This is a genomic window from Nocardia vermiculata NBRC 100427 (assembly GCF_001613265.1).
Taxonomy (GTDB): domain Bacteria; phylum Actinomycetota; class Actinomycetes; order Mycobacteriales; family Mycobacteriaceae; genus Nocardia; species Nocardia vermiculata.
Genome location: NZ_BDCA01000036.1, coordinates 1 through 18,875 on the forward strand (window position 1 = coordinate 1; position 18,875 = coordinate 18,875).

The following is an 18,875-nucleotide window of genomic DNA, read 5'->3' on the forward strand; positions in this document are numbered from 1 at the left end:
GCCACGGTGACCGCCGAGCAGCCCGCGCCGCGCAAACGGCACACCGGCCGGTGGATCGCGCTCGGTGTGGCGCTGATCGTGGCGGTCGCGGTCGGACTCATCGTGGGCTACAAGATGATCCGCAGTAATTACTACGTCGGCGCCGACAACGGCAATGTGGTGATCATGCGTGGCCTCCCCGGCTCGGTGCTGGGCTATTCGATCCAGGATGTCGACCAGGTCGTCTGCGTGAACCGCGACGACAAGGTCAGCGTGACTCGTTCCGGCGCCGGCTTCCCCAGCGGCTGCCAACGGCTGGCGGTGGCCGATCTGCAACAGACCGGGCGGGACAAGGTCAACAACGGCCTGCTGCCGCCGGGGGCCTTCGACGCCACCCGGGCGCAGCTCGAGAAGCTGGCCGCCACCGACCTGCTGCCGGTCTGTGTGAAAGAGGAGAAGCCGGCCAAGCCTGCGACACCTGCGGTCCCGCCGACCGACGGTGGTACCGCGGTGGCACCGGGTGGCCCGGCCCCCACACCGAACGGCACCGCGGCGCCGAAGCCGCCCGGCGACCCGGCCCATACCGAAGCGCCGGCACCCACCACCGCGGCACCGGCCCCGCAGACTCCGGGGGAGAACTGCAGGAAGGCGGACTGATGTCCGCACCGGCACCGTCGTCGTCCGCCGGAGCGTTTCCCAGTCCGCCGGGCGGATTCGCTCCCGCGCCACCACCGTCGACCCGCCGCAACGTCGAACTGTTGCTGCTGGGTGCGGCGGTGGCCATCACGACGATCGCACTGGTGCTGGTGGAAGCCAGCCAGGAACAGGAACTCACCTGGGACCTGGCCAAAATCGGTCTCGCCTATCTCGCGCTGCTCGGGGTCGCGCATCTGGCGGTGCGGCGGTTCGCGCCGTTCGCCGATCCGCTGCTGTTACCGATCGCGGCGCTGCTCAACGGCCTGGGGCTGGTCCTGATCCACCGCCTCGATCTCGCCGACGAGCAGACTGCGATCTACAACTCCTGGGAGCTCCCCTCCCCCGATGCCAACTCACAGGTGCTGTGGACGGCATTAGGCATCACCCTGTTCGTCGGTGTGCTGGTGTTCCTGCGCGATTACCGCACGCTGGCCCGCTACAGCTACACGCTGGGGCTGGTGGGTCTGGTCGCATTGATGATTCCGGCGCTGCTGCCGGGCAGGTTCTCCGAGACCAACGGTGCCAAGATCTGGATCCGGCTGCCGGGCTTCAGTGTGCAGCCGGGTGAATTCGCGAAGATCCTGCTGATCATCTTCTTCGCCTCGGTCCTGGTCGCCAAGCGTGATCTGTTCACCGCGGCCGGGCGGCACGTGCTGGGGATGGAGCTGCCGCGCCCGCGTGACCTGGGTCCGATCCTGCTGGTGTGGGCGACCTGCCTGGTGGTGCTGTTCTTCGAGAAGGATCTCGGCACCTCGCTGCTGATCTTCGCGACTGTGCTCGCACTGCTCTATATCGCCACCGAGCGGGTGGGCTGGCTGGTCGTCGGTATCGGCCTGCTGGCGCTCGGGTTCTTCGTCGCCTACAACGCGTTCGGGCACGTTCAGGTCCGGGTCGAGACCTGGTTGCATCCGTTCGACGACTACAACGACACCGGCTACCAGATCTCGCAGTCGCTGTTCGGTTTGGCGACCGGCGGACTGGCCGGCACCGGGCTGGGTAGTGGCCGGCCGTCGCAGGTGCCGTTCGCCAAAACCGACTTCATCGTAGCGACCATCGGCGAGGAGTTGGGCCTGATCGGCCTGGCCGCGGTGCTGATGCTGTTCACCGTGCTGGTGCTGCGCGGGCTGCGCACCGCCCTGGCGATCCGTGACAGCTTCGGCAAGCTGCTCGCCGCGGGATTGGCTTTCACCATCGCCATTCAGGTATTCGTGGTGGTGGGCGGCGTGACCAAACTGATTCCGCTGACCGGACTCACCACGCCCTTCGTGTCCTACGGTGGCTCCTCACTGCTCGCCAACTACGCCTTGCTCGCGTTGCTGGTGAAGGTCTCCGACGCCGCCCGCGCCCCGGCACCGTCCCGGCGCCGGGAGGCCGCGCCCATCGCCGAAGCGCAGACCGAGATGATCCGCCCGGAGAAGGGAGATCCGGCATGAACACCCCGCTGCGCCGGGTCGCACTCGCGGTCATGGTCATGATCGTCGCGCTGCTGCTGAACGCCACCTACGTTCAGGTGATCAAGGCCGACAGCCTGCGCAACGATCCCCGCAACTCCCGCGTGCTGCTCGACGAGTACAGCCGCCAGCGCGGCCAGATCTCGGCCGACGGCACCGTGTTGGCCAGTTCGGTCGCCACCGACGACCGATACAAGTACCTGCGCGCCTACCCCACCGACCCGTCCGCCTACGCGCCGGTGACCGGCTTCTACTCCATGCAGTACGGCAGCACCGGTCTGGAACGCTCGGCGGATTCGGTCCTCAACGGCTCCGACAGCCAGCTGTTCGGCCGGCGGCTGATGGATATGATCTCCGGCCGCGATCCGCGGGGCGGCAATGTCGTGACCACGATCAATCCCGTCATGCAGAAAGTGGCCTACGACCAGCTGACCAGTAAGGGGTACACCGGCTCGGTGGTGGCCATCGAACCCGGCACCGGACGCATCCTGACCATGGTGTCGACCCCCAGCTACGACCCGAATCAGCTCGCCACCCACGACGGTGCGCACGCCACCCAGGCCTGGGATTCGCTCAGTGCGGATCCCGAGCAGCCGATGTTGAATCGTGCCGTGTCCCAGACCTATCCACCCGGCTCGACGTTCAAGGTCGTGACCGCGGCGGCCGCATTGTCGATGGGCATCAAGCCCGACGACAGCTTCACCGCCGCGCCGACCATGGAACTGCCCGGCACGAAGACTCAGCTGGAGAACTACAACGGCACCCCGTGCGGCAGCGGTTCGACCGCGAGCATGTACGACGCGTTCCGGCTCTCGTGCAATACCGCCTTCGCCGAGATCGGTATGAAGGTCGGGGCGAACAAGCTGAAAGACGAGGCCGCCGCCTTCGGCATCGGCACCCATCAGGGCATTCCGATTCCGGTCGCCGACAGCACGGTCGGGCCGATACCGGACAACCCGGCACTCGCCCAGACCAGTATCGGACAACGAGATGTGGCTCTCACCCCCCTCGACGATGCGGTGATCGCGGCTACCGTGGCCAATGGCGGTGTTCGGATGGAACCGCATCTGGTCGACCGGACTCAAGGCCCCGATCTCCGGGATCTGTCCACCACCAAGCCGGTGTCGGTCGGGCAGGCGGTCAGCGCTCCGGTCGCCAGTGAGTTGACGAAGATGATGATCGCCTCCGAAAAGGCCACCACCGGCGGAAACCAACCGCGGTCGTACCAGATCGCATCCAAGACCGGCACCGCCGAACACGGCAGCGACCCGCGCAATACTCCGCCACACGCGTGGTACATAGCTTTCGCACCGGCCCAGAACCCGAAGATCGCCATCGCGGTCGTCGTGGAGAACGGTGGTGACCGTGCACTGGCCGCCACCGGCGGATCGGTCGCGGCACCGGTGGCGCGGGCAGTACTCGATGCCGGATTGCAGGGGGGCTGACCACTATGAATGAGCGAGGACCAGGACCCCAGGTGCACATGCAACAACATCGCGATCTGCGAACCTACCGATGGGGGCGACCGTGCTGAACAACGGCGCCCTGATCGCCGATCGGTATCGGCTGCAGCGACTGATCGCCACCGGCGGTATGGGCCAGGTGTGGGACGCATTGGACACCCGGCTGGACCGGCGTGTCGCGGTGAAGGTGCTCAAGGCGGAGTTCTCCGCTGATCCCACCTTCCGGCACCGGTTCAAGACCGAGGCCAAAACCACCGCGCAGCTCAACCACCCTGGTATCGCCGGTGTGTACGACTACGGCGAAACCTACGATCCGCAGGGCGGTGAGGTCGCCTATCTGGTGATGGAGCTGGTCCAGGGCGAACCGCTCAACGCAGTGCTCAACCGGCTCGGACGGCTGTCGGTCGGTCAGGGCCTGGACATGCTCGAGCAGACCAGCCGCGCACTCGAGGTCGCACATACCGCGGGCGTGGTGCACCGTGATGTGAAACCCGGCAATATCCTGGTCACTCCCACCGGCCAGGTGAAGATCACCGATTTCGGCATCGCCAAGGCGGTCGACGCCTCACCGGTCACCAAGACCGGCATGGTGATGGGGACGGCGCAGTACATCGCGCCCGAACAGGCCACCGGCGAGGACGCCACCTCGGCGAGTGATGTGTATTCACTGGGCGTCGTCGGTTACGAAGCACTGTCGGGACATCGGCCGTTCAGCGGTGACGGTGCACTCACGGTCGCGATGAAACACGTGCGCGAGGCCCCGCCGCCGATGCCGACCGATCTGCCGCCGAATGTGCGCGAGCTGATCGAGATCACCCTGGCCAAGGATCCCGCCGGACGCTATCGCAGCGGTGGTGAATTCGCCGATGCCGTGGCCGCGGTCCGGGCCGGGCGCCGGCCACCCCCGCCCGGAGGTGGGGCTCCCACGGCTGCCGCGCGCGTCATGCCGCCACCGGGGCCGACAGCGGTCATTCCGCGCAACGAATACGACGGTGCGACGGTGCGTCATCAGGCCGCCGAGCCGGCGGCCGGCGCTACCGCCATGATGTCCGGCCCGGACGACCCGGCCACGGATCCGGATCGGCGCCGGTTCACCACCGGACAGAAGGTGATGGCCGGACTCGGGGCGGGCGCGGTGCTGCTCGGCGGCCTGGCCGCCTGGGTACTGCTCAGCGGTGAGGCACCGGATCCCAAGGTCTCGCCGGTGACGACCACGACGCGCTCCGCGGTCGTGGAGCCGCCGCCGACCAGTGTGTGGTCCACCTCCGAGGAGCCGCCGGTCACGACCGAAGAGCAGACTCCGGAGCCGACCACGACGACACCGGAACCGACCACGACCACGACGGCACCGCCGAGCACGACGACACCGCCGCCGACCACCTCGTCGAGCACGACCCGGGAGCGCCCGACACTGCCGTCGCTGCCGACAACGCGCCCGTCCTATCCGTCTCTCGACCTACCATTACCGGGAGCCGGTGGCGCACACGAGGTCGAGGGCACTCGCGACCCGGCCAGCACGACGGAAGCCGGCAGCGGCGACGAGAGCGACACCGAAACCGACACCTCCTCACAAGGATGGCCATGACGACCCCGAAGAATCTGTCTTCTCGCTACGAGCTGGGCGAGATCATCGGATTCGGAGGTATGTCGGAGGTACACAAAGCTCGTGACCTGCGACTGAGCCGGGACGTGGCGATCAAGGTGCTGCGCGCCGATCTGGCCCGCGACCCCACGTTCTATCTGCGTTTCAAACGTGAGGCGCAGAATGCCGCGGCGCTGAACCACCCGGCCATCGTGGCGGTGTACGACACCGGCGAGGCCGAGGTGGACGGTGGTCCGCTGCCCTACATCGTCATGGAGTACGTCGACGGTGAGACGCTGCGCGATATCGTGCGCGGCAAGGGTCCACTGCCGCCGCGCCGGGCGATGGAGATCATCGCCGATGTCGCCGCCGCGCTGGATTTCAGCCACAAGAACGGCATCGTGCATCGCGATATGAAGCCAGCCAACATCATGATCAACCGCCAGGGTGCGGTGAAGGTGATGGATTTCGGTATCGCGCGCGCAATCGCCGACAGCTCCAATCCGATGACCCAGACCGCGGCCGTCATCGGCACCGCGCAGTATCTGTCGCCGGAGCAGGCCCGCGGTGAACAGGTGGATGCCCGTTCCGACGTGTACTCCGTCGGTTGTGTGCTGTACGAGATCCTCACCGGGCAGCCGCCGTTCATCGGCGACTCGCCGCTGGCGGTTGCCTATCAGCATGTGCGCGAGGATCCGAAGCTGCCGTCGCTCGTGCACCCCGGGGTGCCGCGGGAACTCGATTCGGTGATCCTCAAGGCGATGGCCAAGAATCCGGCCAACCGCTATCAGTCCGCCGCCGAGATGCGCGCCGATCTGATCCGGGTGCTCGGCGGGCAGAAGCCGCACGCCCCGATGGTGATGACCGACGAAGACCGCACCACCATGCTCGGCACCATGGAACCGGAGCCGCGCAGCTACCGCACGGTCGAGCGCAACGACGGCGACGACGAACCCGAACCCGATTCCGGTCGTTCCCGCCGAACGTGGCTCGCCATCGGCTCGGCGGCACTGGTGGTCGTGCTCGTCGCGCTGTTCTGGGTGTTGATCGGTCCGGGCAGCCGTCCCGAACAGATCGCGATTCCCGATCTGGCGAACGAATCGGCGCAGCAGGCCCGCGACGATCTGGAGGGCCTCGGCTTCAACGTCGACACTCAACACAAACCGGACGGCAAGGTCGCCGAGGGCAATGTCGTATCCACCCAGCCGCTGGGCGGTGCGCGGGTGGACAAGGGTTCCACCGTCACCCTGCAGATTTCGTCCGGTCCGCAGCAGGTTCCGGTGCCGCGGCTCGCGACGTTGTCCCAGCAGCAGGCCGAACAGAATCTCAACGCCGTCGGCCTGACCTTGGATCCGCAGATCGCCCGGGATGCGTCCAGTCCAGAGGACAAGGACAAGGTGATCAACCAGAACCCCGCGCCGGGCGCGAAGACCGACGCCGGGACCAAGGTCACGATCACCCTCGGCAAGGGGCCCGACGAGGTCTACGTTCCCGATGTCGTCGGTCAGCAGATCGACACCGCGGAGCCGACGCTGTCCAAGAGCGCCGGGTTCAAGGTGGTCGTCCAGAAGGTGAGCTCGTCGAAGCCGGCGGGTGAGGTGCTCTCCACCGACCCGTCCGGCGGTTCCATGGCCGCCAAGGGTTCCACCATCACCGTGCGCGTGTCCAGCGATCAGATCACGATGCCGTCGCTGGAGGGCCTGACGCCGTCGCAGGCGTTGGCGAAGCTGCAGTCGGTGGGCTGGACGGGGACCGCGAGCCAGATCGACCAGAGCACCCGCGGCACCTTCGATGCCACGATGATCGGACATATCGTCGATCAGGACCCGGCGGCGGGATCCTCGATCGCGAAGGACGGCCGGATCCGGATCGTCACCGCGGTACTGGCGCCGCCGTGATCACAGCGTGAGGTGGCGGTTCATCGACATGGCCTCGTCGGCCAGGTCGGGTAGTTCCACCACCTCGACGCCGTGTTCGCGCAACTTCTCCACCCCGACGCAGTTCACGACGAAGGTTCCCGGTTCCCGCCAGGCGATGACCACGCGCGTGATGCCGGCCGCGAGGATGCGGTCGGTACATGGCGCGCGGTCCTGGGACGCACGCTGCGAGCACGGCTCGAGACTGCTGTAGACGGTGGCACCCGGCGGCGGCAGGCCGGGTGCGAGTTTGTTCAGCGCCGATTCCTCGGCATGAACCTTCGCGTCGGTTTCGCGCGAGTAGCCGTGCGCGATCTCCACCCCGTCCGCACCGACGATCACCGCGCCCACCGAGAAGGCGGTATCACTGGGCGGGCACAACCGTGCCAGACCGATCGCATGATGCATCCAGAACCGGTCCGATCCCGGTTGCCCGGGGACGCGGCCGGGGGTGCCGGACCTGCCCGGTGTGGAATCCGTGGTCACCGCGTGTTCTCCCGCTCCGCTGCGCTTCCGTCGTCGAGTTCGCGGCGATGCCGGGCCCGGTAGCGCAATACCGCGACATCGCCCAGGCTGCTCACCTCCGCCAAGGCCATTCTGCGCCGCGAACCTCCCGGGAAGTCCGCCGGATGCAGGAACCGCGGGGCGGCATCGTCGCCGACGAGTACCGGCGCGACCGCCACGATCAACTCATCGGCCAGATCGGCGGCGAGGAATGCGGTATGGATACGGCCACCGCCCTCGACCATCAGCCGCGCGATACCGCGGGCGCCCAGATCGTCGAGCAAGGCACCGAAATCGATGACCTCGCCCAGCTCCACGACCTCGGCAAAGTTGTCGAGCCGATCTCCTATCCGGCGCCGACCGGCCGCGGTCGTGTACACCAGCCGTGACCCGCCGACATGCCAGAACCGCAGTTCGGGCGACAGGTCACCGCCGGCGCTCACGATGACCCGGACCGGAAATTCCGGATCGCCCGCGGCGAGTCGCGCGGCGCGGCGTTCGGCACTGTTGACCAGCAGCCGCGGATTGTCCTTACGCAGTGTTTCGGCGCCGATCAGGATGGCGTCGGATTCGGCCCGCACCCGATCGACGCGTTCGAAGTCCTCCGCGTTGGACAGCAGCAGTCGTTCGGGCCCGGCATCGTCGATATATCCGTCGATGCTGGTGGCCACCGACAACGTCACGTACGGGCGCGAACTCATACCAATGCCGCGACCTCGGCCTCGAGTGCTTCGACCAGCCCCTCGGCCGGACGCTTGCCACACACCTCGAGCCAGTTCGCCAGCATGCGGTGCCCGCCCTGGGTCAGTACCGATTCGGGATGGAACTGCACGCCGTGAACGGGCAGCTCACGGTGGCGTACCGCCATCACGATGCCGCTCTCGGTCCGCCCGATCACCTCGAGTTCGGCGGGCAGGGTGTCTTCCAGGACCGTCAGCGAGTGATAACGGGTGGCGGTGAAGGGGTCCGGCAGCCCGGCCAACACTCCCGCACCGATGTGGAATACCGAACTGGTCTTGCCGTGCAGCAGTTCCGGTGCCCGGGTCACGGTGGCGCCGAAGGCGGCGCCGATCGCCTGATGCCCCAGGCAGACCCCGAGCAGCGGGGTACGGTGGCGGGCAGCTGCGTGCACCAGTTCGATGCTCGCGCCGGCCCGTTCCGGGGTACCGGGCCCGGGGCTGATCAGCACGCCGTCGAAATCGGTGACCATGGCGTCGGGCGAGGCGAGGCGCGGGTCGTCGTTGCGCCAGACATCCACATCCACACTCAGCTGGCCCAGATACTGCACGAGGTTGAATACGAAGCTGTCGTAATTGTCGACGACCAGAACACGCATGGTTCGAGAGTACTTCCAGCAGCACGCCGCACCACCATCGATACGCAGCTGAGATAGCCTTTAGGCAGACCTGCACGCCGAATACGAGGACGTCATGCCCAAGTCGAAGGTCCGCAAGAAGACCGATTACACGATCAACCCGACCAGCCGCACTCCGGTGAAGGTCAAGGGCGGCCCGTCGCCGGTCTGGTATGTGACGATCATGCTCGGCTTCATGCTGGCCGGGCTGGCGTGGCTGCTGGTCTACTACCTGGCCGGACCGCACATCCAGTGGATGAGCGATCTCGACGCCTGGAACTTCCTCATCGGCTTCGGGCTGATGGTGATCGGGCTGATCATGACGATGCGGTGGCGCTGACCGACTGATTACACGCGTGTTATTCATACACACCTGTGGATAAGTCTGTGGACAACTCGAGGAGTAATTGGGGACCGTGAGCACATCCGAGTCCGATGGCATCGAACCGGCACCTCGTCTCGAGTGGTCCACTCCCGGATCCGCACTCCTCGCCGTCACCCTGGGCGGCATCGCACTGGCGATCGCCGCGGCGGTCCTCGTCTCCGATGCACCCGGGCGGCTCCTGGTCGGGCTGGCCGCCGTACTGCTGTTGTGCCTGGCAGGGCTCGGTTTCAGGCAGCGTCCGCGGCTGACCGTGGTACCCGGTACCCCGGCGCAACTGGTGGTGCGCGGCCTGTTCGGCCCCGTCTCCTACGGTCCGGACCAGATCCTGCGGGCGCGGGTGGTGGCGTTCCGGCGGCTGGGCCGCCGTGTCCCCAATCTGGAACTGGACGTGCGGCACCGCGGTGACGAACGGCTGGTGATCTTCGGGCGCTGGGATCTCGGCACTCATCCACAGGATGTGCTGGATGTCATGACCGTGCACGGCCTGGTGCCCACGGAACCCGAGCACCACTGAGCGGCGCGTACGCCCGGCGGGTGCCTACGCCAGAACTGCGGCTGCGCCGCCGATGAGGGCCAGCACCAGCACCCCGATCGCCGCCATCGACCCCCAGCCGATCCGCACCACGGCATCCCGGCTTCCGGCCTTCAGCCATTCCGGCAGGAACAGGATTCCGGCCGTGGCGAGGGTGCCGGCCAGCAGTCCACCGAGATGGCCCCACAGCGAAATCCCGGGCAGCGACACACTGATGAGGATGTTGACCGCGATCAGCACCAGCATCTGTACCGGGCTCTGGCGCAGGCGCAGCAGAATGACGGTCATCGCACCGAACAGGCCGTAGATCGCACCGGACGCCCCGGCGGTGAACGCATCGGTGGCGAACCACATCACCGCCGCCGAACCACCGAGCAGCGACACCGCATAGACCGCGACGAACCGGGCCCGGCCGAGCACCATCTCGGTATCGCGTCCGAGGATGTAGAGCGCGAACATGTTGACCAGCAGATGCAACGGCCCGTAATGCAGGAAGCCGGAACCGATCACCCGGAACCATTCGCCCTGCGCGACCGCCGGCGGCACCAGCATCCAGTCGTAGAACAGCCGGGAGAAGTGGTTATCGGTGATGCTGTGCGCCTGGCTGGCGGTCACGGCGAAGATCGCCACATTGATCGCGATCAGCGCATAGGTGACGTACGGCGTGGTGCGGGTGGGTGCGGTACTCACCGGCCGGACATCGGAGCGCCCTTGGGACACACAGTCGTTGCAGTGCTGTCCCACCGCGGCCGACTGCAGGCATTGCGGGCAGGCCGGCCGCCCGCACCGCGTGCATGCCAGTCCGGTGACGCGATCGGGGTGGCGGTAGCAGGTCGGTGCGGGCGGTTGCGGATTCACAAAACTCCGATGTCGTTACGCTGAAATGTCAGCTCAGGGTGATGCTCGAAATCACGACCGCCTCCTTGGGACGGTCGTTGCGGTCGGTGGCGGTGGTGGCGATCGCGTCGACGATCTTGCGCGAATCCGGGTCGACCACCTCGCCGAAAATGGAATGCTTGCGATTGAGGTGCGGCTGCGGGCCGACCGTGATGAAGAACTGGGACCCGTTGGTGCCCGGTCCGGCGTTGGCCATACCCAGCAGGTAGGAACGATCGAAGCGCAACTCGGGGTGGAATTCGTCGGCGAACTCGTAGCCCGGGCCGCCTCGCCCGGTACCCGTCGGATCGCCACCCTGAATCATGAAGCCGGGAATGACGCGGTGGAATACGCTGCCGTCGTAGAAGGGGCCACTCGTCGCGCCCGAGGCATTCTTCGCCGTGTACTCGGCGCTGCCATCGGCGAGGGCGACGAAGTTGCGCACCGTCTTCGGGGCGTGATTACCGAACAGCGAGATCTTGATATCGCCGAGGTTGGTGTGCAGGACGGCCACTGCTGTCTGATTCGGTGAGGTCACGCCGAATATCGTGCCATGGCCGCCGCGCGGGGCGAGACGGCGTGCCGGTGGCAGGTACCGGCGGTGCCGATCCTTACCCGGCGTCGACAGCTGCAGGGTCACCACCCGTTGCCTCCACCGCATGTCCCAGCCGGGGTGGCTCGGCGGCCGGCTGCGGCAACTGCGGGCGCCGGGTGGCGGCCACCCAGGCGGTGCCGCCCGCGAGTGCGGCGATACCGCCCACGACGAGCCGATTGCGTAGCCGGCCTGATTTCCGGGAAGTCCCCAATTGCATGTCACTATGCTGTCACAGCGGCTTCATGAACGCAGTAACCGCAGGTAGGGGACCCGACGACCGGCAGGTGGCACGCAGCTGCCGCAATGCCGAGTCAGCGGCTGACCGACCGGCGGAACTGTCGCAGCGCCAGCGGTACGAACACGACCAGGATCGCCACCACCCAGATCAGCGTCGTCGCGACCGGATGCTGCAGCGACCACACGTCGGGTGTGGGATTGGCGGCACTGGTGTTGCCGAACAGATCACGAGTCGCCTGCGTGACCGCCGATACGGGGTTCCATTCCGCGATGACCCGCAGGCCGGTGGGGAGGACATCGCTGGGGACGAAGGTGTTGGCGATGAACGTGAGCGGGAAGATCACCATGAAACTCGCGTTGTTGAACACTTCGGGAGCGCGCACCAGCAAACCGACGACGGCCATGATCCAGGAAATCGCGTAGGCGAACAGCAGCAGCAGGACATAGGCCAGCACGGTCTGCAGGAACGAGCCGTGAATCCGCCAGCCCACGATCAGCCCCGTCACCGACATCACGATCAGGCTCACCACATTGATCACGACATCGGCGACCGTGCGCCCGATCAGCACCGCGGACGGCGCCATCGGGAGCGTGCGGAACCGGTCGATGATGCCGCGCTGCATGTCCTCGGCCAGACTGGTCCCGGTGAAGGTGGCACCGAAAACCGAGGTCTGGGCGAAGATTCCGGCGATCAGGAATTCGCGGTACGAGGTTCCTTCCACGGTGATCGCCGAACCGAAGATGTAGGCGAACAGCAGCACGAACATGATCGGCGACAGCGTCGAGAAGATCAGCACATCCGGCACGCGCTTGATCTTGATGATGTTGCGTTTGGCGATGGTGATGCTGTCCCCCGCCGCCATCGCCAGGCGCCCGACGACCGAAGGCCGACCGGTATCGATTGCCGCGGTGGTCATCGGCGCTGTCCTTCCGACGTGTGCCGGGCTGTGGCGTGAGGCGGGTCCGACGACATATCGCCGGCGCTCTCGGCCTCGTCCGACCCGGTCGGCTGTTCGGCTTCGTGGCCGGTCAGAGTCAGGAACACATCGTCGAGCGAGGGCCGGCGAAGTCCCACATCCTGAATCCGCACCCGATTCGCGGACAGTCGTTCGATCGTGTCGACCAGCGCCTGGGAACCGTCGTCCACCGGGACGGTGACGCGGCGCAAGCCCGGCTCGAGGTGAATGTCCCCCACCGCCAGCCCGGCGAGCGCCTGCCGGGCCACCGCGAGATCGTCGGCCTGTTCCACGGTGAGCTCGATTCGGTCGCCGCCCACCAGTGACTTCAGTTCGTCGGCGGTACCCCGGGCGATCACCGTGCCACGGTCGATCACCGCGATGGCATCGGCCAGTCGGTCGGCCTCCTCCATGTATTGAGTGGTCAGCAGCAGCGTGGTACCCCCGGCAACCAATTCCTCGATCACGTCCCAGAGATCCAGCCTGGCTCGCGGGTCGAGCCCGGTGGTCGGTTCGTCGAGGAACAGCACCGGCGGATTCGCCACCAGGGCACCGGCCAGGTCCAGCCGGCGGCGCATCCCCCCGGAGTACCCCTTCACCGGCCGATCGGCCGCGTCGGCGAGGCTGAACCGCTCCAGCAGTTCGCGGGCGCGTTGTTTGCTGCGCTGAATTCCGAGGTGGTACAGCCGCCCCACCATCTCCAGATTCTCGAATCCGGTGAGGTATTCGTCGACCGCCGCGTACTGGCCCGAGGCACCGATATGTGCGCGCAGCCGCTGCGGCTCCCGCAGCACGTCGATGCCTGCGACGGTGGCGCGCCCGGAATCGGGTGTCAGCAACGTGGTGAGTACCCGGACGGTGGTCGTCTTCCCGGCGCCGTTCGGTCCGAGTAGTGCGGTGACCGTCCCTTCCGGAACCGTCAGGTCCAGACCGTCGAGCGCCACGACATGTCCGTATTTCTTGACCAGCCCTTCGGCGATGATGGCGTCGGGCATGTGCGTTTCCCCTGCCGTTCGATGTGGATGGGAGTTTGCTACTGCCGTGCAGTATCTCCCGAACCACCGACAAGTCCACCCGAACCGGCGGCAAGAAATGTGGAAGTAGGTGGTCGCATCCCGGCCCGGCGGTGCTCGGGGGTGCCGGGGGGATGCGACCGAGTAGATACTCCCCCGCGGGAGGGCCGGCGGTCGTGAGTAGTGCAGTACCCGAAAGTACCCGCCCGGGCTACCTGGCTCCGCGCGAATCCACCCAAAAATGTGAAAACGCCCACCATCATCCGCTACGGGAGTTGCGTAGCTACCGGTCCGAAATGCTCACCACACCCCGGAAACACACCCGTGATTCCAGGTGGAATCAGTTTATATCGTTGGGAGACAACAAGATTCGAAGAATTGATGGCACCACCGGGCGAACCGCTACGCGACCGGCAGCAGTACCCCGCAACACACCAGAGAAAAATTTTCCAAAACTAGCGGCCCTCATGCATACACAATCGAGAAACGTCGCGTAGGATCAATCACGTCGGCCCCTCCCCCCCGGGCCGACCCTACGCGGGCCTCGGCTAACTCCCCCCCTTCGCCGAGGCCCGCTTCTAATTCCCGGACTCTTTTCTCAGTTCGTTCGCATCGATAAACGTCTGGGCAACTACGGTTTTCACCGCCCGACCCGCCGCAGCACATGCGGGCGCAGTCGGCTGATTCCGCGCACCCGCACACTGCGCAGATGGCGCATCGCGAACTCGTGCCGCTCCTCCAGCCGGGCGGCCATACCGTCGTCCACCAGAACCGTGCCCGGCCGGGCCACACCGGTCAGCCGGGCCGCGGTGTTGACCACCGACCCGTACAGATCGCCGAAGCGCTGCAGCACCTGCCCGTAGGCCAGACCGACCCGCAATTCCGGTGTGGACCGGGCATCTATGGTCGCTTCCTGGATTGCCAGTGCGATGCGCGAGGCCGCCACCGGTGTCTCCGCCGCGAACATCACCTCATCGCCCACATTCTTGATGACCCAGCCACCGTTCGCGGTGATCGCATCGGTCGTGATGGTCTCGAAGGACTCCAGCAGTTCGGTCAGTTCGTCGGGGTCCAGATGCCGGGTGAGACGGGTGTAGCCGACCATATCCGCGAATCCGACAGCCAACTCGCGCAACGTTTCTCCGGTGCCGTCGCCGGCCATCGACCGCGCCAGCGCGGCCGCCAGGTGGCGCCGCCAGGCATAGGCCTGCAGCTGCTGCAGTGCCGACACCACTTCGTCGGTAGCGGCGCGGGCAGCCTCCTCGTGGTCCAGGGCCGGATCGGCGGCGATCATCGACCGCGTGCGGTTGGTGATCTCCTCTGCGACCAGATCCACCTGCCATTCCGCCAACCGCGCCATGGACTGTCCGAGCGTGCGCGCGGCCGCCTGTTGCCGGCGGACATCCACATCGGCCAGGGCCTGGAGGCTCTTGAAATTGCGTACCGCACGAACGTCACCCTCGGTGAACTCCACCGCCTCGGGATCGGCACCGGCGGGAAAGCCCAGCGAAATCCACAGCCGCTGTGACAGTTCCGAGGGAACGCCGGACAGCTGGGCGACCTGCTTCCGGGCATAGCGCCGGGGACCGTCGAGCAGATAGGGCTCGACAACCGACTGAACCAGCTTCGACAGCTCGGGAGAGGCCATGGTGTCGACGATACGGTTCCGTGCCGAGATCGACCCCGCAGCGGTGATTTGTCACAGTCCGGGTTCCACGTGGAACCACGCCGTGGCCCTCGATTCGATCGAAGGTGGCCCTACCCGGGCTGCTCCTGCGGGTCCGGCGGCCGGTCCTGAATCAGCACGCCGATCCATCTGGTGGACGGGTCGATATCGAGCAGTACCGCCTTCATCAACAGGGTCAGCGGAATAGCCAGCAACGCACCGAGCGCACCCAGCACCCACGACCAGAAGACCAGCGACAGGAATGCCACCGTGACACTGAGCCCCACCGCATCCCCGACGATCTTGGGCTGAATGATCGACTGAATTACGAAGTTGATCACCGAGTAGACCACGATCACCCAGATCATCAGCATCGGACCGCTGTCCAGCAGCGCCAGCAGGGCAGGCGGCACCAGCCCCAGCACAAAGCCGACATTGGGGATGTAGTTCGTAATGAAGGACAGCAGCGCCCACAGCACCGGCAGCGGCACTCCCATCAGCCACAGTGCGCCACCGTCGAATATCGCAACGATCAGACCGAAGATCGTCGACACCACCAGATATTTGCGGGTGCCCTTGGCGAATGCGGTCAATGCGTAGGCGATTTCGGGCCGGGCCTTGGCGACCACGTCCAGCTTTCGGCCGATCATCATGCCGTCGATCGCCATGAACAACAGCAGTGCCAGCACGAAGAAAGTGTTGGTGAAGATGCCGAACGCATTGCTCAGCGCCATCGACAGCACATCCACGGCCTTACCGACATCTACGCCACTGAGGGCATTCTGGATCTGATCGGTACTGACCCCCAGATCGGCGAGGGTGGACCGCAGGCCGTCGAACAGATCGTTGAACTCGTCGGAGTACTTGGGCAATTCGGAGGCCAGCTGGGCTGCGGAGAGCACCAGCGAACCCAGCAGTACGAGCAGGATCAGCACCACCGAAACCAACGCGCCGAGCATGCCGATCCACGGCCGCCAGCCACGCTGCTGCGCCCACGTCTGTACCGGTTGCACCGCCATCGTCAGCATCAGCGCGAGGAATGTCGGCCCGAGGACGCCCGCGAACGCCTTCATCCCGGCGATCGCCACCACCGCACCGGCCGCGGTCAACACCACGATCAGCCCGCGCGGCAACGACCAGGTCTGTCCGGAGGCCGGCGGCGGCCCGGCCGACTCCTGCTGCGCGGATCGTCGCGATTCCATGATTACCTCGCCGCCTGGACAATGTCCTACCGATACTCATCGGCGACATTACGTCCCGGTCGAGGGCGGTACCCCGCACGCCACGCCGTCGGCCGGTGCCGGACCGGATCAGGCCCGGGTCAGGCCAGAGCCACCAGCTCGTGCAGCGTGGTGCCGGTCCGGCGCACCAGCTCGTCCCGGCCGTGCACGGTCAACTCGAACTCCGACTCGAAGCGGAAGTAGCCGGGATGTCCGATCAGCTTGTACGCCAGTGGCTTCAACAGACGTGATCCGACCACCGGAATGTCGTCGAGCAGGTCGTGTGCGTGGATCACCCGCTGTACCGTCAGCCGCAGATCCACCGCACCGGGCACCTGGAGCTCGATCCACTCCGGATAGGTGCGTCCGGCCGTGGCGTCGAAGTGCGCGGGCCCCTCCGACAGCCGCATCTCCCCGGTCGAAAGCACGACCTGGTCGTGATGGGCCAGCATCAACGGGGCGATCTCGTGCCCGCCGCGACGCTGCTGGGTCAGCACATCGGCGAACAGCAGTGAATAGTCCTCCACATACAGTCGGCCCCAATGCCAGCGATCGATGATCTTGCGCATATCACCGACACCCCAGTTGTGGTCGGCGTATCCACGTCCGGTGACTTCGGTGCGGCTGCCGTCGATGGTGACCGTGCCACTCACCCGCGCGCGCGGCGCGGGCACCACCCAGCCGAAGCTGTCCCCGCCGCCGAAATGGGTCTCCCCCTGCCCCGGCATCCAGCTCGGCAGTTCATTGTCGAAGCGCAGGTCGAACTCCAGGCCGTCCTCGGCCAGCCGCAGATGATGGGTGGGCAGGCCGTCGTCCCGGAATTCGGTGTAGGCCCGGTTGTTCCCGATCCGTACATCGCACGCCTCGGTACCGAACGAGGCCTGGTCCTTCGGATATTTGCGCGAGACCTGGCGCCGGCTGCCGTCGGGGTCGTAGACCATCAACTCGACCCACGGCCGGGAGAAGGGCGGATCCTCCGGACGACGCTTGGTGAGGAAGCCGACGACGGTATGTCCGGTATCGAGCCGCGCATCGAAGTACCAATGCTCGAACGCGAGTCTGCTGGTGGAACGGTGCAGTGCGTTGTGGCGCGGCTCGACGGTCGTGAGCTCGCCGTCGCGGCGACCGGGCCCGTTCCAGGCTTCGACAATGGCGGTGCTGTTCATGGCTGATCCACTCCCCTCATCGACGCAACGCGCCGCTGGCATCGAATTCCGCTTCCCGGCCCCGCATCTGGGCGCGGTACCAGTTCTCCCGATGCCGGACCATCACCTTCTCGTGCACCCGGCCGACCGGCGGCACTCGCCGGGCGAATTCCATGACGGTGATCAACGGCCACCGCAGCATCGGAATCAGCAACCACGGAAATGCCGGGGGCATACGGTATTTCCGCCGGGTGCCGGGAGCCATGTACATCGCCGAGTACACCGAATTGATCCGGAAGTTGTAGGCGGCGCGCACCTTGGCCAGACCGTGGTGTTCGGGTCGTGGTGCGAAAGCGGCAGGGTAGGACTCGATCAGCTCGGCACCGTGCGCACCGGCGTCGTAGGAGCGTGAGGCGATCGTCATGGCCAGCACCCGCAACGAGTCCAGCACTGTTTCCGGATGCCACTGCAACCGCACTCCCAGCAGATACCCCATGTACCGCTGAAAGTGCAGCAGTGCACGGATTTCGGCGGGCGTTGTCTGGTATCCCAAGGCCCACAGCCCGAGCCCCGGGGTCACGCTGCCGGCGATCAGGGTCAGCAACTGATAGGTCTGGCTGATCGGCAGGCCCCATTTGTCGATATCCCATTCGCTGTGCTCGGCCACCTTCGCCCGCACCGACACGTGCATCACCCGCACCTTCAGCGCGGTGCCGCGGCCGGTCGACCCCGGAGTGAGCAATGCATTCGGCTGCGAGACGTCCATCCAGAACCGGCAGGTCTCCAGATATCGGCGCAGTGCACTGTTTCCGGCATAGCCACCGGCCAGCGACAACGGCGTCGCCACCGCGGATTCGGTGTACATCTCCAAGGTTTCGGCACCGGCGAAGCTGAACAGCATGGTCCCCCAGCGACGCCAGATGGCGGCACCCTGTTCGACGAGTTCGGGCCGCACCCAGTCGGGAACGGTGTCGAACTCGGCGAACAACTCCCGCATCGACTCGGGGGCCTCGGGCACCGCATCGATACCCTCGGTCAGGGCACGGTCGAGCAGGCGGCGGCCGGCCGCCGAACCGCCGGGGCCGTTCATCACCTCGGCGACGAACCGTTCGGCCACCGGATCACCCGCGAACAGATCCTCGGTGAGTGCCCGCGCCTGTTCATCGGTGGGAAAGATCCCGGCGCCGGTCACTTTTCGCACGAACGAGTCGATCCGCGCGACGACGGGCTGCTGCTTCGCCTCCCAGAAGCGGAAGGCGCTGGGGCATTCAAGGCTCTGTGCCGGAGTCTGGGTCTGGGTCATCG

18 protein-coding genes and 1 pseudogene are annotated in these 18,875 nt (G+C 66.4%); 7 read left to right on the top strand and 12 right to left on the bottom strand.

What is annotated here, in order from left to right:
* The 5 genes and pseudogenes from NV2_RS31810 to pknB all read left to right on the top strand — a co-directional run.
* A pseudogene (locus NV2_RS31810) lies at nucleotides 1-636 on the top strand (serine/threonine protein phosphatase); the annotation flags it as partial.
* Entirely contained in the window at nucleotides 636-2,108 is a 1,473-nt protein-coding gene (locus NV2_RS26860; protein WP_067880417.1) for an FtsW/RodA/SpoVE family cell cycle protein, read from the top strand. The pseudogene NV2_RS31810 and the gene NV2_RS26860, both read left to right, overlap by 1 nt.
* On the top strand, nucleotides 2,105-3,571 hold the full coding sequence (locus tag NV2_RS26865; RefSeq protein ID WP_067880419.1) for a peptidoglycan D,D-transpeptidase FtsI family protein: 1,467 nt from the start codon (nucleotides 2,105-2,107) through the stop codon (nucleotides 3,569-3,571). Before NV2_RS26860 ends, NV2_RS26865 begins: the two co-directional genes overlap by 4 nt.
* A 70-nt stretch (nucleotides 3,572-3,641) precedes the next feature.
* Nucleotides 3,642-5,174 (top strand): protein kinase domain-containing protein, encoded by a 1,533-nt coding sequence (locus tag NV2_RS26870; protein WP_084475533.1) that lies wholly within the window; start codon nucleotides 3,642-3,644, stop codon nucleotides 5,172-5,174.
* A complete protein-coding gene (gene pknB, locus NV2_RS26875) occupies nucleotides 5,171-7,069 on the top strand; it encodes a Stk1 family PASTA domain-containing Ser/Thr kinase (protein WP_067880516.1) in 1,899 nt (632 codons plus the stop codon). The genes NV2_RS26870 and pknB overlap by 4 nt, the downstream gene beginning before the upstream one ends.
* Here pknB and NV2_RS26880 read toward each other — a convergent pair whose 3' ends face one another.
* Genes NV2_RS26880 through NV2_RS26890 form a run of 3 tightly spaced genes read right to left on the bottom strand, consistent with a single transcriptional unit; the run spans nucleotide 7,070 to nucleotide 8,927 of the window.
* The gene (locus NV2_RS26880) at nucleotides 7,070-7,573 is read right to left on the bottom strand and encodes a dCMP deaminase (RefSeq protein WP_245662793.1); all 504 of its coding nucleotides are present in this window, start codon (nucleotides 7,571-7,573) and stop codon (nucleotides 7,070-7,072) included.
* Nucleotides 7,570-8,292: a RibD family protein gene (locus NV2_RS26885; RefSeq protein ID WP_067880422.1), complete on the bottom strand. Its 723-nt coding sequence runs from the start codon at nucleotides 8,290-8,292 to the stop codon at nucleotides 7,570-7,572. The genes NV2_RS26880 and NV2_RS26885 overlap by 4 nt, the downstream gene beginning before the upstream one ends.
* Nucleotides 8,289-8,927 (bottom strand): aminodeoxychorismate/anthranilate synthase component II, encoded by a 639-nt coding sequence (locus NV2_RS26890; protein WP_067880425.1) that lies wholly within the window; start codon nucleotides 8,925-8,927, stop codon nucleotides 8,289-8,291. Before NV2_RS26890 ends, NV2_RS26885 begins: the two co-directional genes overlap by 4 nt.
* A gap of 94 nt (nucleotides 8,928-9,021) precedes the next feature.
* On the opposite strand from NV2_RS26890, the gene crgA reads away from it, so the two are divergent.
* Both crgA and NV2_RS26900 read left to right on the top strand, forming a co-directional pair.
* Nucleotides 9,022-9,285 (top strand): cell division protein CrgA, encoded by a 264-nt coding sequence (gene crgA, locus NV2_RS26895; protein WP_067880428.1) that lies wholly within the window; start codon nucleotides 9,022-9,024, stop codon nucleotides 9,283-9,285.
* A gap of 76 nt (nucleotides 9,286-9,361) precedes the next feature.
* Complete coding sequence (locus NV2_RS26900; protein ID WP_067880431.1) at nucleotides 9,362-9,844, top strand: PH domain-containing protein; 483 nt, start codon at nucleotides 9,362-9,364, stop codon at nucleotides 9,842-9,844.
* A 24-nt stretch (nucleotides 9,845-9,868) separates the two neighbouring features.
* Here the strand turns inward: NV2_RS26900 and NV2_RS26905 are convergent, their stop codons facing one another.
* The 9 genes from NV2_RS26905 to NV2_RS26945 all read right to left on the bottom strand — a co-directional run bounded on the left by NV2_RS26905 (nucleotide 9,869) and on the right by NV2_RS26945 (nucleotide 18,873).
* Nucleotides 9,869-10,720 (bottom strand): rhomboid family intramembrane serine protease, encoded by an 852-nt coding sequence (locus NV2_RS26905; RefSeq protein WP_067880434.1) that lies wholly within the window; start codon nucleotides 10,718-10,720, stop codon nucleotides 9,869-9,871.
* A gap of 28 nt (nucleotides 10,721-10,748) precedes the next feature.
* Nucleotides 10,749-11,276 (bottom strand): peptidylprolyl isomerase, encoded by a 528-nt coding sequence (locus tag NV2_RS26910; RefSeq protein WP_067880524.1) that lies wholly within the window; start codon nucleotides 11,274-11,276, stop codon nucleotides 10,749-10,751.
* A 73-nt stretch (nucleotides 11,277-11,349) separates the two neighbouring features.
* Nucleotides 11,350-11,550, bottom strand: a complete 201-nt coding sequence (locus tag NV2_RS26915) for a hypothetical protein (protein WP_067880437.1) — start codon at nucleotides 11,548-11,550, stop codon at nucleotides 11,350-11,352.
* Between the two features lie 94 nt (nucleotides 11,551-11,644).
* Complete coding sequence (locus NV2_RS26920) at nucleotides 11,645-12,487, bottom strand: ABC transporter permease (RefSeq protein ID WP_084475535.1); 843 nt, start codon at nucleotides 12,485-12,487, stop codon at nucleotides 11,645-11,647.
* On the bottom strand, nucleotides 12,484-13,521 hold the full coding sequence (locus tag NV2_RS26925; RefSeq protein WP_084475537.1) for an ATP-binding cassette domain-containing protein: 1,038 nt from the start codon (nucleotides 13,519-13,521) through the stop codon (nucleotides 12,484-12,486). The genes NV2_RS26920 and NV2_RS26925 overlap by 4 nt, the downstream gene beginning before the upstream one ends.
* 658 nt (nucleotides 13,522-14,179) lie before the next feature.
* The gene (locus tag NV2_RS26930) at nucleotides 14,180-15,187 is read right to left on the bottom strand and encodes an adenylate/guanylate cyclase domain-containing protein (RefSeq protein WP_067880440.1); all 1,008 of its coding nucleotides are present in this window, start codon (nucleotides 15,185-15,187) and stop codon (nucleotides 14,180-14,182) included.
* A 110-nt stretch (nucleotides 15,188-15,297) separates the two neighbouring features.
* Nucleotides 15,298-16,407 carry an AI-2E family transporter gene (locus NV2_RS26935; protein WP_067880443.1) on the bottom strand — a complete coding sequence of 370 codons (1,110 nt, stop codon included), beginning with the start codon at nucleotides 16,405-16,407 and terminating at the stop codon, nucleotides 15,298-15,300.
* Between the two features lie 119 nt (nucleotides 16,408-16,526).
* Complete coding sequence (locus NV2_RS26940) at nucleotides 16,527-17,591, bottom strand: lipocalin-like domain-containing protein (RefSeq protein ID WP_157103114.1); 1,065 nt, start codon at nucleotides 17,589-17,591, stop codon at nucleotides 16,527-16,529.
* A 16-nt stretch (nucleotides 17,592-17,607) separates the two neighbouring features.
* Nucleotides 17,608-18,873, bottom strand: coding sequence for an oxygenase MpaB family protein (locus NV2_RS26945; protein WP_067880530.1), 1,266 nt, complete (start codon nucleotides 18,871-18,873; stop codon nucleotides 17,608-17,610).
* Nucleotides 18,874-18,875: the final 2 nt, after the last annotated feature.

Coding starts and splice junctions, on each gene's coding strand:
- NV2_RS26925 (WP_084475537.1), bottom strand. CDS start 13,521: ATGCCCGACGCCATCATCGCCGAAGGGCTGGTCAAGAAATACGGACAT.
- NV2_RS26940 (WP_157103114.1), bottom strand. CDS start 17,591: ATGAACAGCACCGCCATTGTCGAAGCCTGGAACGGGCCCGGTCGCCGC.
- NV2_RS26865 (WP_067880419.1), top strand. CDS start 2,105: ATGAACACCCCGCTGCGCCGGGTCGCACTCGCGGTCATGGTCATGATC.
- NV2_RS26935 (WP_067880443.1), bottom strand. CDS start 16,407: ATGGAATCGCGACGATCCGCGCAGCAGGAGTCGGCCGGGCCGCCGCCG.
- NV2_RS26920 (WP_084475535.1), bottom strand. CDS start 12,487: ATGACCACCGCGGCAATCGATACCGGTCGGCCTTCGGTCGTCGGGCGC.
- NV2_RS26890 (WP_067880425.1), bottom strand. CDS start 8,927: ATGCGTGTTCTGGTCGTCGACAATTACGACAGCTTCGTATTCAACCTC.
- crgA (WP_067880428.1), top strand. CDS start 9,022: ATGCCCAAGTCGAAGGTCCGCAAGAAGACCGATTACACGATCAACCCG.
- NV2_RS26860 (WP_067880417.1), top strand. CDS start 636: ATGTCCGCACCGGCACCGTCGTCGTCCGCCGGAGCGTTTCCCAGTCCG.
- NV2_RS26930 (WP_067880440.1), bottom strand. CDS start 15,187: ATGGCCTCTCCCGAGCTGTCGAAGCTGGTTCAGTCGGTTGTCGAGCCC.
- NV2_RS26870 (WP_084475533.1), top strand. CDS start 3,642: ATGGGGGCGACCGTGCTGAACAACGGCGCCCTGATCGCCGATCGGTAT.
- pknB (WP_067880516.1), top strand. CDS start 5,171: ATGACGACCCCGAAGAATCTGTCTTCTCGCTACGAGCTGGGCGAGATC.
- NV2_RS26945 (WP_067880530.1), bottom strand. CDS start 18,873: ATGACCCAGACCCAGACTCCGGCACAGAGCCTTGAATGCCCCAGCGCC.
- NV2_RS26885 (WP_067880422.1), bottom strand. CDS start 8,292: ATGAGTTCGCGCCCGTACGTGACGTTGTCGGTGGCCACCAGCATCGAC.
- NV2_RS26915 (WP_067880437.1), bottom strand. CDS start 11,550: ATGCAATTGGGGACTTCCCGGAAATCAGGCCGGCTACGCAATCGGCTC.